The following is a 13031-nucleotide window of genomic DNA, read 5'->3' on the forward strand; positions in this document are numbered from 1 at the left end:
AGGTCGGATTGCATCGGCAGATGCAATCCGGGTGAGGGGGTACAGGTCTTACTAATTCGCACCACTCGTGCGGCTGCCCCTCACCCCAACCCTCTCTCCGTGAAGGACGGGGAGAGGGAGCGCGGCGAGTGCGTCGAAACAGATGAGTAGCAAAAGAAAACAACAGGGAGAACGTCAATGAAAGCCGCCGTGCTGATGGAGGTCAACAAGCCGCTCGTCATCGAGGACATCAGCGTCCCTAAGCCGGGCCCGCGCGAGGTGCTGATCCGCACGAGCGTGGCCGGCCTCTGTCATTCGGATCTGCATTTCATCGAAGGGCTCTATCCGCATCCGCTGCCGGCCGTGCTCGGTCATGAATCGGCAGGGATCGTCGAACAGGTCGGCTCCGACGTCACCTATGTGAAGCCCGGCGATCATGTCGTCACCTGCCTGTCGGTGTTCTGCGGCACCTGCGACAACTGCACGACGGGCCGGCCGGTGCTGTGCACCGACACCACGGTGAAGATGCTGCCGGGTGCCGCCAACCGCCTGTCGTGGGGACGAAGTGAGAAGCTGCACCAGTTCCTCAATCTGTCGTCCTTCGCCGAGCAGATGCTGGTGCACGAGAACGCGATCGTGAAAATCCGCCAGGACATGCCGCTCGAGCTCGCTGCGCTGATCGGCTGCGGTGTGATCACCGGCTATGGCGCGGTCGTCAACACCGCGCGGGTGACGGCCGGCGAAACCGTCGCGGTGATCGGCTGCGGCGGCGTCGGCATGGCGGCGATCAACGGCGCGGAGATCGCCGGCGCGGGGCGCATCATCGCCATCGATACCAACCCCGCCAAGCTGCAGCTTGCGACGAAGCTCGGCGCCACCGACATCATCAATCCGGCCGATGGCGACGTCGTGGCGCAGGTGCGCGAACTCACCAGGGGCGGCGTGCATCACGCCTTCGAGGTGCTCGGACGCAAGGAGACCGCGGAGCAGGCCTTCGCGATGCTGGCGCCGGGTGGCACCGCGACCATCGTCGGCATGATCCCGTTTGGCCAGAAGATCGAGCTGCACGGCTTCGACTTCCTGCGCGAGCGCCGCATCCAGGGCTCGTCGATGGGCTCCAACCACTTCCGCGTCGACATGCCCAGGCTGGTCGAATTCTATCTGCGCGGCAAGCTGCACCTGGAGGACTGGATCTCCGCCAAGCTGAAGCTGTCCGAGATCAACGAGGGTTTTGCCAACATGAAGGCCGGCAAGACGCTGCGCAGCGTGATCATGTTCGATGCGTAGGGGGCTTGGTCACGTGTGACGTGGCTGAGACGTGGCGGCCTGCGTATCAGTTGCTCGTCATGCCCGGGCTCGACCCGGGCATCCATCCTCTCCCGAACGATGGATGGCCGGGTCAACCCCGGCCATGACAATGGAGAGGTTGGGTGAGACGCCGCCGAATAACTCGAAGACCGGACTAATCCGCAAACAGCGGTGGGGGCGTGAAGCCGCCGAACTCGCGCTCGATCAGTTCGGCGAGCTTGATCGGCGTGCGGTCTTCGAGGAAGGGGCCGACGATCTGCACGCCCACGGGCAGGCCGTCGGCGAGTCCGAGCGGAATCTGCGTGGCCGGCAGGCCGGGCAGGGTGGCGATGCCCGGCCAGGCGAGCTGGTCGTTGTAGTCGTGCTCGACGCCATCGATCTTGATGCGGCGCTCCCGCTGATCCGGCGAGTGGTCGTGCGGAAATGCCGGCGTCGGCATGATCGGGCAGATCACCGCGTCGAACTGCGCGAACAGGGCTCGCCACTGCGCGCGCAGGCCGAAGCGGGCGTTGTTGGCCTGCACCCAGTCGCGATGGCTGAGCGTGAGGCCGCGCAGCCGCTCGGCCGCGAGGCTCATCGCTTCCTTCGGCAAATGCGCGGCGGCCTGGCTGGCCTCGGCATGCACCTGCGGCGGCATGGTCGCGCCGAGGAAGCCGAGCAGCAGGCGCATATAGAGCCGGCTGGTGGTGGCGAAGTCCGGCAGCAGCGGGCTTTTCCTCACGACATTGACGCCGGCCTTCGCCAGATCAGCCGCGAGCCGCTCGATCGCGCCGCGCACGGCGCTGTCGGTTGGCAGCAGCGGATCGCTAGCGACCACCAGCACGCGGAAATCCTGCAGTCGCGCATGCCGCGGCGGCGGCAGCTCCAGCCGATACGCCTTGCCCGCTTCGAGCGGATCGGGGCCGGCCATCACGTCGAGCAGCAGCGACAGATCAGCCGCCGAGCGCGCCATCGGGCCGACCACGGCGAGGTCGGCCTCGTTCGGCAGCGGCTGGAACGGCGGCGGCGTGTGGCCGCGCGTCGGCACGAGGCCATAGGTCGGCTTGTGCGCGGTGACGCCGCAATGAAACGCCGGCACCCGCAGCGAGCCGCCGATATCCGAGCCGAGCGACAGCGAGCCGTAGCCGGCGGCGAGCGCCGCCGCCGATCCGCCGGACGAGCCGCCCGGCGTGCGGCCGAGATCGTAAGGGTTATTCGTCGTGCCGTAGATGTCGTTGTAACTCTGCCAGTCGCCGAGCCCGAGCGGCACGTTGGTCTTGCCGAGCACGATGCCGCCCGCGTCCTTCACGCGCGTCACCGTCAGCGCATCCTCGGCCGCGACGAAATTCTTCTGCTGCGGAAAGCCCCAGGTCGTCGGCAGGCCGGCGACGTTGTAGGATTCCTTAACCGTCAGCGGCAAGCCGAGCAGCGGGGCGCGCTCGCCACGTGCCAGCCGCGCGTCGGCCACGCGGGCGGCCTCCAGCGCGCGGTCGAAATCGCGCACGCACACGGCGTTGATCTTGTCGTCATGTCGCTGGATGCGGTCGATCGCGAGCTGAGTCAGCTCGACCGATGAGACCTCTCGATGTTCCAGAGCTTTTGCCGTCTCGACGGCGGTTGCGAACGTCCATTGCGATGCAGCCAAGGTCCTGCTCCCCGTACGCGTGGAGGTTCCTTTCTACCCCAGGTGCGCGGCAGGCGCTTGATCGAAATTGCGGAGGGCGCGCCGTCAACCGGGCAGCATGCGCTGCATGACGCGGTCGCGATAAACGAAGATGTGGGCCAGCGCCGCGCCGACATGCACGACGATCAGGATCAGCAGCAGCCACTCCGACGCCTGGTGCAGCCCGTCGATGGTGCGATTGCCGGCGGGATTGCGCGCCGCCAGCATCGGCAGCTGGAACAGATAGAAGTACGACACGCTCCAGCCGCGATAGGAAGCAAACAGCCAGCCGGTGATGGTCGTCGCCAGCACCATCACATAGAGCATCCAATGCACCGCCTCCGAGCTCAGCCGCTGCCACGCCGGCAGCGAGCCTTCCGGCGCAACGGGATGGGTGAGCCGCCAGACAAAGCGCAGCACGATCAGCAGCAGAATGGTGAGGCCGAACGAGACGTGCAGGATCATCGGCGCGCCCGGCGGCGTGTTGGCGTGCAGGTCGGGCATCAGCCAGCCGATCGGATATTGGATGGCGAGCAGCGCCACCACCAGCCAATGCAGGACCTTCGCGGGCGTGCCGTAGTGCAGGCGTGGTGTCATCACGAGCCTTCCGTTGCGATCGATGGGGCGCAATCGGCGCCGTGGCTGGACGTTCCGCCTGCCGAGGCGATGCTAGGCTGCGCCGATCAATATTCCCACACCCAGCACGATGATGCCGCCGAGCACGATCTGGAACACGGCCTGCATGAACGGCGTGTCCATGTAGCGCGCGCGAATATAGGCGATGGCCCAGAGTTCGAAGAACACGACGAGAGACGCGATCGCCGTCGCGATCCAGAACGCGTTGGGCCAGGAGTCCGGCACCAGATAGGGCATCGTATGGCCGAGGCCGCCGAGCGTCGTCATCGCGCCGCAGACAGCGCCGCGCAGCCACGGCGACCCGCGCCCCGTGAGCGAGCCGTCATCGGACAGCGCCTCGGCAAAGCCCATGCTGATGCCGGCGCCGATCGAGGCGGCGAGGCCGACCAGGAAGGTCTGGAAATTCTGATGCGTGGCAAAGGCGGCCGCGAACAGCGGCGCCAGCGTGGAGACCGATCCGTCCATCAATCCGGCGAGACCCGGCTGCACATATTGCAGCACGAACACGCGGCGCCGCGTCTCGTCTTCCTTGTCCCGGACGTCCGGGCTGAGGATCTTGTCGGTCAGTTGCGCGGCGACCTTCTCGTGGCCCTTCTCCGCCTCGGCGAGATCGCCGAGCAGCCGGCGCACGCCGACGTCCTTGGCCTGTTCGGCGGCCTTGGCATAGAAGCGCTCGGCTTCGAATTCCATGGTGCCGACTTCCTTGCGGATGGCGTCGAGCGACAGGTTCTTGGTCAGCCAGATCGGCCGGCGCTGCATGAAGCCCTTGACGTTCTCGCGCCGGATCGGCGGCAGGTTCTTGCCGAAGCGCTCCTCGTAGAGCTCGAGCAGCATGTGGCGGTGGCCCTTCTCCTCCTCGGCCATCTGCTCGAACAGTTTCGCCGAATCCGGATACCGCTCCGCCAGGTCTTCCGCGAAGCTCATGTAGATGCGGCCGTCTTCCTCTTCGGCCGAGATCGCGATCGCCAGGATCTCGCGCTCGGTGAGGTCGGCGAAATTCTTCATTCCAAGGTCCCCGGATTGCCGTTCTCAACGCAGTCGAGTTTAGAACGTTTCTAAACGCTATATGGTTTTGCCGCAGCGCGGTCAAACTGCCGCCGCGCGGTGGTCGCGAAACGTTTTCGTGAGGTCGCATTCAGGCCCCAGTCAGGGAACCCCTGGGCAAATTCACGGTTCGCGTTTCCGCTTGGCTACCTAAGGAGTTCCAATGACCAGCGTCAAATACCGGCTGAATGATCCGAGACTGGCGCCGCGACGGACCAGGATGGATATTCCGGGCTGGGCCGGCGAGCGGCAGCCGCGCGCGAATGGCTCGCACGAGCAGGTCTGGCACTGCGTGCCGTTCTCCGAAGGCGCGCAATACGGCATCGAGCTGTTCTATCCGTATGATTTCGAGCTGCAGGTGACGACGCGCGACGGCAAGCTGGAGCTGTCGGGCGATTGGGGCGAGCCGCCGAGCCCGAGCCTGCAATGGCCGCCGTTCCGCAATTTCGGCGATGCGTTCTACACCTATCAGATCCTGATCGATCTCAAGGTGCCGCCTGGCTTTGCGATCCGCACCGAGCCGCATCCGCGCTTCTACACCGACCGCACCGACACCTGCCCGATCGCGGTTCCGGCGCTGGTGCGCAATTTCTGGCCGATGCTGTTCTTCTGCGTGTTCAAGGCGCCGGCCGAGGGGCGCACGCATATCTTCCGTCCGGGCGAGCCGTTCGCGCAGGTGATCGTGATTCCCGAGGAGGCCAACTTCACGGTGGAGCCGATGAGCCCCGACGAGGCCGCCGAGCGCGAGCTGCAGTCGCGCCGCATCCACGCCAGCCGTCCGGTGCTCGCCAAGGAGACCGAATGGGTGTCGAGCACCGACACCGTGTTCGACGGCACCTACCGCCATCTCCACCGCGCGGCGAAGGAGAAGGCGCGCAAGTCCTGAGACCCGCGCCAAAGGAAAGCAGGACGATCGCATACGGCCCTGGAAGTTTTGCGCTCTCCTCTCTCCGCGTCGTCATACCCGGGCCTTCGCCGCGCCGAAGCGGCTTCGGTCGCGCAGGCGGGACAAGCCCGACCATGACGGACTAACAAGCTGCAGCCTCGCGATGCGGCAGCACCTTATTCAGCGCTTTCTCAAACGAAAGGGCGCCGACCTCATGGTCAGCGCCCTCAGCCTTCACCTTGCTACGATCAATAGCGATCGTAGTACCAGTGGTGATGGTGATGATGGTGGTGGTGATGGTAGTACCGGCGCGGCACCACATAGACCCGGGGACCGTAGCCATATCCATAGCCGGGGCCGTAGCCATAGCCGCGCCAGTAGCCATGGTGATGGTGGTGATGATGATGGTGGTGATGGTACCACTGCGCCAACTGCACCTTCGGCTCGGCCTCCGGCGGCGCCTGCTCGTCGAGCGCCTGCAGCACCTTGGCCGCATTCGGGATCGGCTCGAGCAGATCGGCGTAGGAATTGGCCTTCAGCACGTCGGTGGGGGCCGGAGCCGCTGACGCCTGGCCCGTGCCGAGCGCGCCGACAGCGGCGACCGCGCCCAACAAGCCTGCGATCTTCTTATCCATGAATTCATCTCCTGATGCGCATCGCCCGGATGCCAAAACGTCGCACCCCGAATGTTCGTTCCTCGATTCGCCTGGTGAGGCCGCAACGCGTCCAAAATCAGGCTGTCGATTTGTTCAGGAACGTGAACAGGAGCTCATTGACTTTGTCATGCTGCTCTTGCTGCACCCAATGTCCGGCGCGATCGATCAGCTCGCACAGGATCATGTTGGTGCACACGCGGGACTGCATCGTTTCAAGCACGCCGGGCCGTTGGTAGATGCCCCAGTCTTGCAGCCCTGAGATGAATGCGGACGGAACGTCGATGGTGCGGTCGGACCATGTCTGCAATTCCGCGTCGAACAGGCCTGACGTGCCGCAGCGATACCATTGCAGGCCGCCCTGGAAGCCGGTCCGTTCATATTCGGCGGCGTAGACCGCGAGCTCATGATCCGGCAGCCAGCGATTGCCCGCGATCGTCGCAGAGTCAGGCATCACCTCGGCGACGGTCTCGGCCATCGTCTTGTCCAGGTCCATGACGTAGTAGGTCGGTAGCTTCGACAGCTCGCTCGCTGTCCATGCCTGCAACGGCGCAGGCTTGTTGTCGGGCCAATCCGCGCTCTTGTGGTGATAATAGGCGCGCAGGAAAGCATGCAGACCCTGCGGCGCGCGATGCATGTCGGCGTTGGCCTCTCGCGTCGAGTAGTACCATTGATAGTGCTTGCGCGGCCGAGATAGCGCGGCCAGTTCGCGATGCACGGGATCCTCGGACGGAGCGAGAGCATGGTCAGCGGTGTCGAACGGTGCCGCCGGTGGGCCCGGGAACGGCGCGCTCATCATCACGACCGATCGAAACACGTCGGGGCGGATCAGGGCGCACCACGCCGCGACCGGGCTGCCGAAATCATGTCCGACGACCGCCGCGACGTGGCGATGGCCGAACGCATAGACGACGCCCAGCGCATCGCGCACCAGATTGGTGAAGCGGAACGGCGCGAGGTCGCCGTCATAGTCGGCGCTCCAGCCGGTGGTGCGGCCATAGCCGCGCTGGTCCGGCGCCAGCACGTGGTAACCCGCCGCCGCCAGCGCCGGCATCACCTTGCGCCAGCTATAGGCGAGCTCGGGAAAGCCGTGCAGCAGCAGTATGCATGGCCGGCCGGGCGTCTCGAAGCCAGCTTCGAGCACGTGCATGCGCAAGCCGTTGATGCCGTCGACGAAGCGGGAGCGGATGGTGGGAGGGAGAGGGAGCGGTGGCAGTGAGGAAGGAAAGATCATCGCGGCCCTCATCAGTGTCGTCCCGGCCTTGAGCCGGGACCCATAACCACAGGATAACGTGGGAAGGCGTGCTGGCAGCTCCAGCCTTCGCAAAACTTGCAACGGTGGCTATGGGTCCCGGCTCGAGGCCGGGACGACTCCGTTGCTTGTAGCTACGCCGCGCCCTTCTTCGGCCAATAGCGCTCGCGCAGGTGGCGCTTGACCAGCTTGCCGGTCGGGGTGCGCGGCAGCTCCGGCTCGAAGTCGATCGAGCGCGGGCATTTGATCGGCGACAGATGCTGGCGGCAGAACAGCATCAGCTGTTCCTCGAGCGCCTTGCCGGCGCGCGCCATGTCGTGCGGCTGCACGACGGCCTTGACCTCTTCGCCCATCTCCTCGTTCGGCACGCCGAACACCGCGACATCGGCGACATCCGGATGCGTGATCAGGACGTCCTCGGTCTCCTGCGGGTAGATGTTCACGCCGCCGGAGATGATCATGTAGGACTTGCGGTCGGTCAGATACAGGAAGCCGTCGGCATCGAGATAGCCGACATCGCCCAGCGTCGACCAGCCCTTGTCATTGTAGGCGCGCTTCGTCTTCTCCGGGTCGTTGTGATAGGAGAAAACAGGCGCATCGGCGAAATACACCGTGCCGATCTCGCCGGTCGGCATCTCCTGGTCGTCCTCGCCGAGGATCTTGATCTTGCCGACCACGGCCCGGCCGACGCTGCCGCGATGCTCCAACCATTGCTTGGAGGTGCAGACCGTGACGCCGTTGCCTTCGGAGCCGGCATAGTACTCGATCAGGATCGGCCCCCACCAGTCGATCATCCTGGCCTTGACGTCGACAGGGCAGGGCGCCGCCGCATGGATCGCGCCCTTCAGGGTGGAGACTTCGTAGCGCTTGCGGACATCCTCCGGCAGCTTGAGCATGCGCACGAACATCGTCGGCACCAGCTGCGACTGCGTGATCTTGTACGTCTGGACGAGCTTCAGGAACTCCTCGGCGTCGAAATGCTCCATGATGATCGACGTGCCGCCGAGCGTGATCGCTATCATGTTGAAGCGTAAGGGTGCCGCATGATACAGCGGCGCCGGCGAGAGATAGATGCTCTCGGCGTTCATGCCGCACATGTCGGCGCAGAGCACGCGCAGGAACTGGTTCGGCTGATCGATCGGGTTGCCCTCGAAATCCTTCTTGATGCCCTTCGGCCGCCCGGTCGTGCCCGACGAGTACAGCATGTCATAGCCGGCGACCTGGTCGGCGATCGGCGTCCTGGGCTGCGCGCCGGCTTCCTTGTCCCAGGAGCGAAAGCTGGGCTCGGGCTCGTCGACCATGAAGAACAGCGGGCCGTCAGCCGTGACGAGGTCGCGCACCTGCTCGGCGCATTTCGGCGAGGTGATGAAGACCTTGGCGCCGCAATCCTTGATGATATAGGCGATCTCGTCCTTGGTGAGGTAGCGGCTGATCGCGGTGTAGTAGAGGCCCGAGCGCTGCGCGGCCCAGGCGATCTCCATGAAGGCGAGCCGGTTCTCCATCAGGAAGGCGACGTGGTCGCCGGCCTTCAGCCCGAGCGATCGAAACAGCTGGGCGCCCTGGTTGGAGAGCTCGTCGAGCTCGCGATAGGTGATGGCCTTGCCGGTGCCGGCCATCTGATAGGCGATCTTGTCGGGATGGCTCTGGGCGTAAATGGACGGGTGGGTCATGATGGGCTCACCGCTAAATTAGGAAAAAGCTGTCGTCCCGGCCTTGAGCCGGGACCCATAACCACAGGGGCCTGTGGTGAGAGCGAGCTGTGGCTCCAGCTCGCCCAAAATCGATTTCGGTGGCTATGGGTCCCGGCTCAAGGCCGGGACGACACCGGTGGTGTTGCGAGAGCTACAGCCGCTCGACGATCGTCACGTTCGCCATGCCGCCGCCTTCGCACATCGTCTGCAGGCCGTAGCGCTTGTTGCGCTGCTTCAGCGCATGCAGCAAGGTCGTCATCAGCTTGGTGCCGGAGCCGCCGAGCGGATGGCCGAGCGCGATCGCGCCGCCATTGACGTTGAGACGGCTCGGATCGGCGCCGGTGGTCTTCAGCCACGCGGTCGGCACCGAGGCGAAGGCCTCGTTGACCTCGTAGAGGTCGATGTCGTCGATCGACATGCCGGCCTTCTGCAGCGCGCGCTGGGTCGCCGGCAGCGGCGCTTCCAGCATGATGACGGGATCGCCGCCCATCATGGTCATGTGGTGCACGCGCGCCAGCGGCTTGACGCCGAGCGACTTCAGGCCGCGCTCGTTGACGACCATCACGCCGGAGGCGCCGTCGCAGATCTGGCTGGCGGAGGCCGCCGTCAGCTTGCCGTTCTCGGCAATCAGCTTGACGCCCTTGATACCGTCGAGGCTGACGTCGAAACGGATGCCCTCGTCGATGTGGTGGGTGTCGGTGGAGCCGTCCGCGCGGGTGATCTGCAGCGGGATGATCTCGTCCTTGAAGTGCCCGGCTTGCGTTGCCGCGATCGCGCGCTGGTGGCTGTTATAGGCGTATTCGTCGAGCTCATCCTTCGAGAGACCGTACTTCTCCGCCATCATCTCCGCGCCGGTGAACTGGCTGAACTGGATGTTCGGATAGCGGCTCTCCATGCTCGGGCTCTTGTAGTGCCCGAAGCCGTTCTTCGCCGGCAAGGTGGAGGACAGGCCCATCGGCACGCGCGTCATCGACTCCACGCCGGCGGCGATCACCACATCCATCGCGCCCGACATCACCGCCTGCGCGGCGAAGTGCAGCGCCTGCTGCGACGAGCCGCACTGGCGGTCGATCGAGGTGCCCGGCACGCTCTCCGGCAGCTTCGAGGCCAGCACCGCATTGCGCGCGATGTTGGTCGACTGCTCACCGGTCTGCATGACGCAGCCCATGATCACGTCCTCGACCTGGTCCGGCGCGGCGCCGGAGCGCTCGACCAGCGCGTCCAGCACCTTCGCCGCCAGATCCGCCGGATGCCAGCCGGACAGACGCCCGCCTTTGCGACCGCCGGCCGTGCGCGCAGCCGCGACGATATAGGCTTCCGCCATGAGGTTTCCTCCCTAGACTTGGTTCGTTGATTGGGAGGGATTTAAATGCGCGATTGAGCTTTAGTCAATCGATCAATTAACTCTTGAGATCGCCTCCGGCTTCGGCTTATCTGGCCCCAACAATCAGGTGGGAAACGTCCAAGGTGGGCACCGTTTTGGGACCTCAGCTGCAGACCAGCGCGCCGGAGAAGCTTGCCGTGGGGCGGAATGCCACCGCGGAAAAGCTGCTGGATGCCGCCAGCGAGCTGATGATCCAGCGGTCCTCGATCGAGATCTCGCTCAGCGATATCGCCCAAAAGTCCGGCTCCAACGCCGCGCTGGTGAAATACCATTTCGGCAACAAGGACGGCCTGCTGCTGGCGCTGCTCGCGCGCGACGCGGCCACTGAGGTCGCCAATCTCGAATATCTCTTGGCGCAGCCCCTGCCGCCGACCGCCAAGCTGAAGCTGCACATCAGCGGCATCATCCGCGCCTATCACCGGTTTCCTTACATGAACCGGCTGATCCACTATCTCCTGCACGAGAGCAGCGCCGACGCCGCCAACGAGGTATCGAAATTCTTCGTCGCGCCGCTCTTGGAATTCCATCGCCGGCTGATCGAAGAGGGCATCGCCAAGGGCGAGTTCCGCGCCGTCGATCCCGTGCTGTTCTACACCAGCCTGATCGGCGCCTGCGATCACCTGTTCTTCGGCCGCCACGCCATGTCGCGCGCGATCGGCGTCGGCCCTGTCACCGACGAAGTCTGCCGCCAGTACATCGCCCACATGGAGGCGCTGATCTGCGGCGGGATATTGAAGAGGGCGAATGGCGAGTAGGTGTTTGCCGCTCGCTCCTTGCCGCCAACAAGAAACATCCACGGAGGAAACCTAACCATGCAGTTGAACAACGTTGCCGTTCTCATCACCGGCGGTGGCTCGGGTCTCGGCGCCGCCACGGCGCGCGCCATGGCCGCGAAGGGCGCCAAGATCGCCGTGCTCGATCAGAGCCTGGAGAATGCCGAGAAGGTCGCGGCCGAACTGAAGGGCGTCGCCCTGCATGCCGACGTCACCAATGAGGAGCAGGTCAAGGCCGGCATCGCCAAGGCCGAGGCCGCGCACGGCGTCGCCCGTGTGCTGGTGAACTGCGCCGGCATCGGCGGCTCGCAGCGCATCGTCGGCAAGGACGGCGTCTATCCGCTGGCGAAGTTCGCGCGCATCATTAACGTCAACCTGATCGGCACCTTCAACGTGCTGCGCCTGTTCGCCGAGCGCCTGGTCACCGCCGAGCCCATCGGCGAGGAGCGTGGCGTCGCCATCAACACCGCCAGCGTCGCGGCCTATGAAGGCCAGATCGGCCAGATCGCCTATTCGGCGTCGAAGGGCGGCGTCGTCGGCCTGACCCTGCCGGCCGCGCGCGATCTCGCCAGCCAGAAGATCCGCGTCAACACCATCGCGCCCGGCCTGTTCCTGACGCCGCTGCTGATGGGCCTGAACGAAGAAGCGCGCAAGAGCCTCGGCGCCCAGGTGCCGCATCCCGCCCGCCTCGGCGACGCCTCGGAATACGGCAACCTCGCCGTCCACATCGTCGAGAACCCGATGCTCAACGGCGAAACCATCCGCCTCGACGGCGCCATCCGCATGGCCCCGCGCTGACGGCAACCTCCGCTGTCGTCCCGGCCTTGAGCCGGGACCCATACTCCGCGGCGTCTGTGAGAAGCACTCTGGCAGACGCCGCGCCCTAACCAATGAAGCCGGTGGCTATGGATCCCGGCGTTCGCCGGGATGACGGTGAGGAAAGCGCGCGCCATGTCCCAACCGCTGCTGATCGAGCACGACAACGGTGTCGACCGGGTGACGCTCAATCGTCCGGAAAGCCTGAACGCGCTCGATCCCGCGCTGATCGACGCGCTTAATACCTATTTCGAAAGCCTGCAGCGCAATCGCACCACGCGCGTCGTCGTGCTCAAGGGCGCGGGCAAGAATTTCTGCGCCGGCCTCGATCTCAAGGCCGCGATGCAGCGGCGCGGCGGCGTCAACGAGCCGCCTGGTGTGACCGAATCCCTGGACTCGCAACGCCGCATCGCCGACATCGTGATGCTGATGCGGCGCTGTCCGCAGCCGATCATTGCGCTGGTGCAAGGCGCGGCCGCCGGCGGCGGCTTCGCGCTGGCGCTCGCCGCCGACATTCGCATTGCCACGCGCTCGGCCCGCATGAACTGCGCCTTCATCAAGCTCGGTCTGGGCGGCTGCGACATCGGCACCAGCTACTTTTTGCCGCGCCTCGTCGGCGTCTCCGTCGCCTCCGAGCTCATTCTCACCGGACGTTTCATCGGCGCCGAGCGCGCGCTGATGGTCGGGCTGGTGTCGGAGATCGTCGAAGAAGATCAGCTCGATGACGCCGCTGCGCCGATCATCGAGGCCATGATGACGGCCTCGCCGGTCGGGCTCCGCCTGTCGAAGGAATGTCTCAACATGAGCGTCGATGCCTCATCGATCGAGGCTGTCATCGCGATGGAAGACCGCAACCAGGTGCTGTGCAGCCGCTCGGAAGATTTCAAGGAAGGCATTGAAGCCTTTCTCCAGAAGCGCAAGCCGGTCTATACCAACCGCTAGATATCAAGATCCGCAAAGGACGATA

The 13031-nt window shown here is 65.1% G+C and carries 12 protein-coding genes; 5 read left to right on the forward strand and 7 right to left on the reverse strand.

Going from position 1 to position 13031, the window contains the following annotated elements; translation table 11 throughout:
* Positions 1-177: 177 nt before the first annotated feature.
* A complete protein-coding gene (locus ACQR1L_RS19960) occupies positions 178-1266 on the forward strand; it encodes a Zn-dependent alcohol dehydrogenase (protein WP_434859635.1) in 1089 nt (362 codons plus the stop codon).
* Between the two features lie 175 nt (positions 1267-1441).
* On the opposite strand, the gene ACQR1L_RS19965 is transcribed toward ACQR1L_RS19960, so the two are convergent.
* The 3 genes from ACQR1L_RS19965 to mbfA form a co-directional block, all read right to left on the reverse strand.
* Entirely contained in the window at positions 1442-2911 is a 1470-nt protein-coding gene (locus tag ACQR1L_RS19965; RefSeq protein WP_434859636.1) for an amidase, read from the reverse strand.
* Between the two features lie 84 nt (positions 2912-2995).
* Complete coding sequence (locus ACQR1L_RS19970) at positions 2996-3526, reverse strand: cytochrome b (RefSeq protein ID WP_434859637.1); 531 nt, start codon at positions 3524-3526, stop codon at positions 2996-2998.
* Positions 3527-3598: 72 nt separating this feature from the next.
* Positions 3599-4570: an iron exporter MbfA gene (gene mbfA, locus ACQR1L_RS19975; RefSeq protein WP_434859638.1), complete on the reverse strand. Its 972-nt coding sequence runs from the start codon at positions 4568-4570 to the stop codon at positions 3599-3601.
* Between the two features lie 202 nt (positions 4571-4772).
* On the opposite strand from mbfA, the gene ACQR1L_RS19980 reads away from it, so the two are divergent.
* Complete coding sequence (locus ACQR1L_RS19980) at positions 4773-5495, forward strand: hypothetical protein (RefSeq protein ID WP_434859639.1); 723 nt, start codon at positions 4773-4775, stop codon at positions 5493-5495.
* A 248-nt stretch (positions 5496-5743) separates the two neighbouring features.
* On the opposite strand, the gene ACQR1L_RS19985 is transcribed toward ACQR1L_RS19980, so the two are convergent.
* From ACQR1L_RS19985 to ACQR1L_RS20000, 4 genes are all read right to left on the reverse strand, one after another.
* Positions 5744-6130: a hypothetical protein gene (locus ACQR1L_RS19985; protein ID WP_315722176.1), complete on the reverse strand. Its 387-nt coding sequence runs from the start codon at positions 6128-6130 to the stop codon at positions 5744-5746.
* Positions 6131-6227: 97 nt separating this feature from the next.
* The gene (locus ACQR1L_RS19990; protein WP_434859883.1) at positions 6228-7298 is read right to left on the reverse strand and encodes an alpha/beta fold hydrolase; all 1071 of its coding nucleotides are present in this window, start codon (positions 7296-7298) and stop codon (positions 6228-6230) included.
* A gap of 236 nt (positions 7299-7534) precedes the next feature.
* The gene (locus ACQR1L_RS19995) at positions 7535-9070 is read right to left on the reverse strand and encodes an acyl-CoA synthetase (RefSeq protein WP_434859640.1); all 1536 of its coding nucleotides are present in this window, start codon (positions 9068-9070) and stop codon (positions 7535-7537) included.
* 172 nt (positions 9071-9242) lie between these two features.
* Positions 9243-10415 carry an acetyl-CoA C-acetyltransferase gene (locus ACQR1L_RS20000; RefSeq protein WP_434859641.1) on the reverse strand — a complete coding sequence of 391 codons (1173 nt, stop codon included), beginning with the start codon at positions 10413-10415 and terminating at the stop codon, positions 9243-9245.
* Between the two features lie 155 nt (positions 10416-10570).
* Here ACQR1L_RS20000 and ACQR1L_RS20005 point away from each other — a divergent pair, with 155 nt between their 5' ends.
* From ACQR1L_RS20005 to ACQR1L_RS20015, 3 genes are all read left to right on the forward strand, one after another.
* Positions 10571-11230, forward strand: a complete 660-nt coding sequence (locus ACQR1L_RS20005) for a TetR family transcriptional regulator (protein ID WP_434859884.1) — start codon at positions 10571-10573, stop codon at positions 11228-11230.
* Between the two features lie 57 nt (positions 11231-11287).
* The gene (locus ACQR1L_RS20010) at positions 11288-12046 is read left to right on the forward strand and encodes an SDR family NAD(P)-dependent oxidoreductase (RefSeq protein WP_434859642.1); all 759 of its coding nucleotides are present in this window, start codon (positions 11288-11290) and stop codon (positions 12044-12046) included.
* A 153-nt stretch (positions 12047-12199) separates the two neighbouring features.
* A complete protein-coding gene (locus ACQR1L_RS20015; RefSeq protein WP_434859643.1) occupies positions 12200-13006 on the forward strand; it encodes an enoyl-CoA hydratase/isomerase family protein in 807 nt (268 codons plus the stop codon).
* The last annotated feature ends 25 nt before the right edge of the window (positions 13007-13031 follow it).

It is taken from the genome of Bradyrhizobium sp. HKCCYLR20261 (assembly GCF_051168435.1).
Lineage (GTDB): Bacteria > Pseudomonadota > Alphaproteobacteria > Rhizobiales > Xanthobacteraceae > Bradyrhizobium.

Coding starts and splice junctions, on each gene's coding strand:
- ACQR1L_RS19990 (WP_434859883.1), bottom strand. CDS start 7,298: ATGCACGTGCTCGAAGCTGGCTTCGAGACGCCCGGCCGGCCATGCATA.
- ACQR1L_RS20010 (WP_434859642.1), top strand. CDS start 11,288: ATGCAGTTGAACAACGTTGCCGTTCTCATCACCGGCGGTGGCTCGGGT.
- ACQR1L_RS19980 (WP_434859639.1), top strand. CDS start 4,773: ATGACCAGCGTCAAATACCGGCTGAATGATCCGAGACTGGCGCCGCGA.
- ACQR1L_RS19970 (WP_434859637.1), bottom strand. CDS start 3,526: ATGACACCACGCCTGCACTACGGCACGCCCGCGAAGGTCCTGCATTGG.
- ACQR1L_RS20015 (WP_434859643.1), top strand. CDS start 12,200: ATGTCCCAACCGCTGCTGATCGAGCACGACAACGGTGTCGACCGGGTG.
- ACQR1L_RS19985 (WP_315722176.1), bottom strand. CDS start 6,130: ATGGATAAGAAGATCGCAGGCTTGTTGGGCGCGGTCGCCGCTGTCGGC.
- ACQR1L_RS20000 (WP_434859641.1), bottom strand. CDS start 10,415: ATGGCGGAAGCCTATATCGTCGCGGCTGCGCGCACGGCCGGCGGTCGC.
- ACQR1L_RS19960 (WP_434859635.1), top strand. CDS start 178: ATGAAAGCCGCCGTGCTGATGGAGGTCAACAAGCCGCTCGTCATCGAG.
- ACQR1L_RS19995 (WP_434859640.1), bottom strand. CDS start 9,070: ATGACCCACCCGTCCATTTACGCCCAGAGCCATCCCGACAAGATCGCC.
- mbfA (WP_434859638.1), bottom strand. CDS start 4,570: ATGAAGAATTTCGCCGACCTCACCGAGCGCGAGATCCTGGCGATCGCG.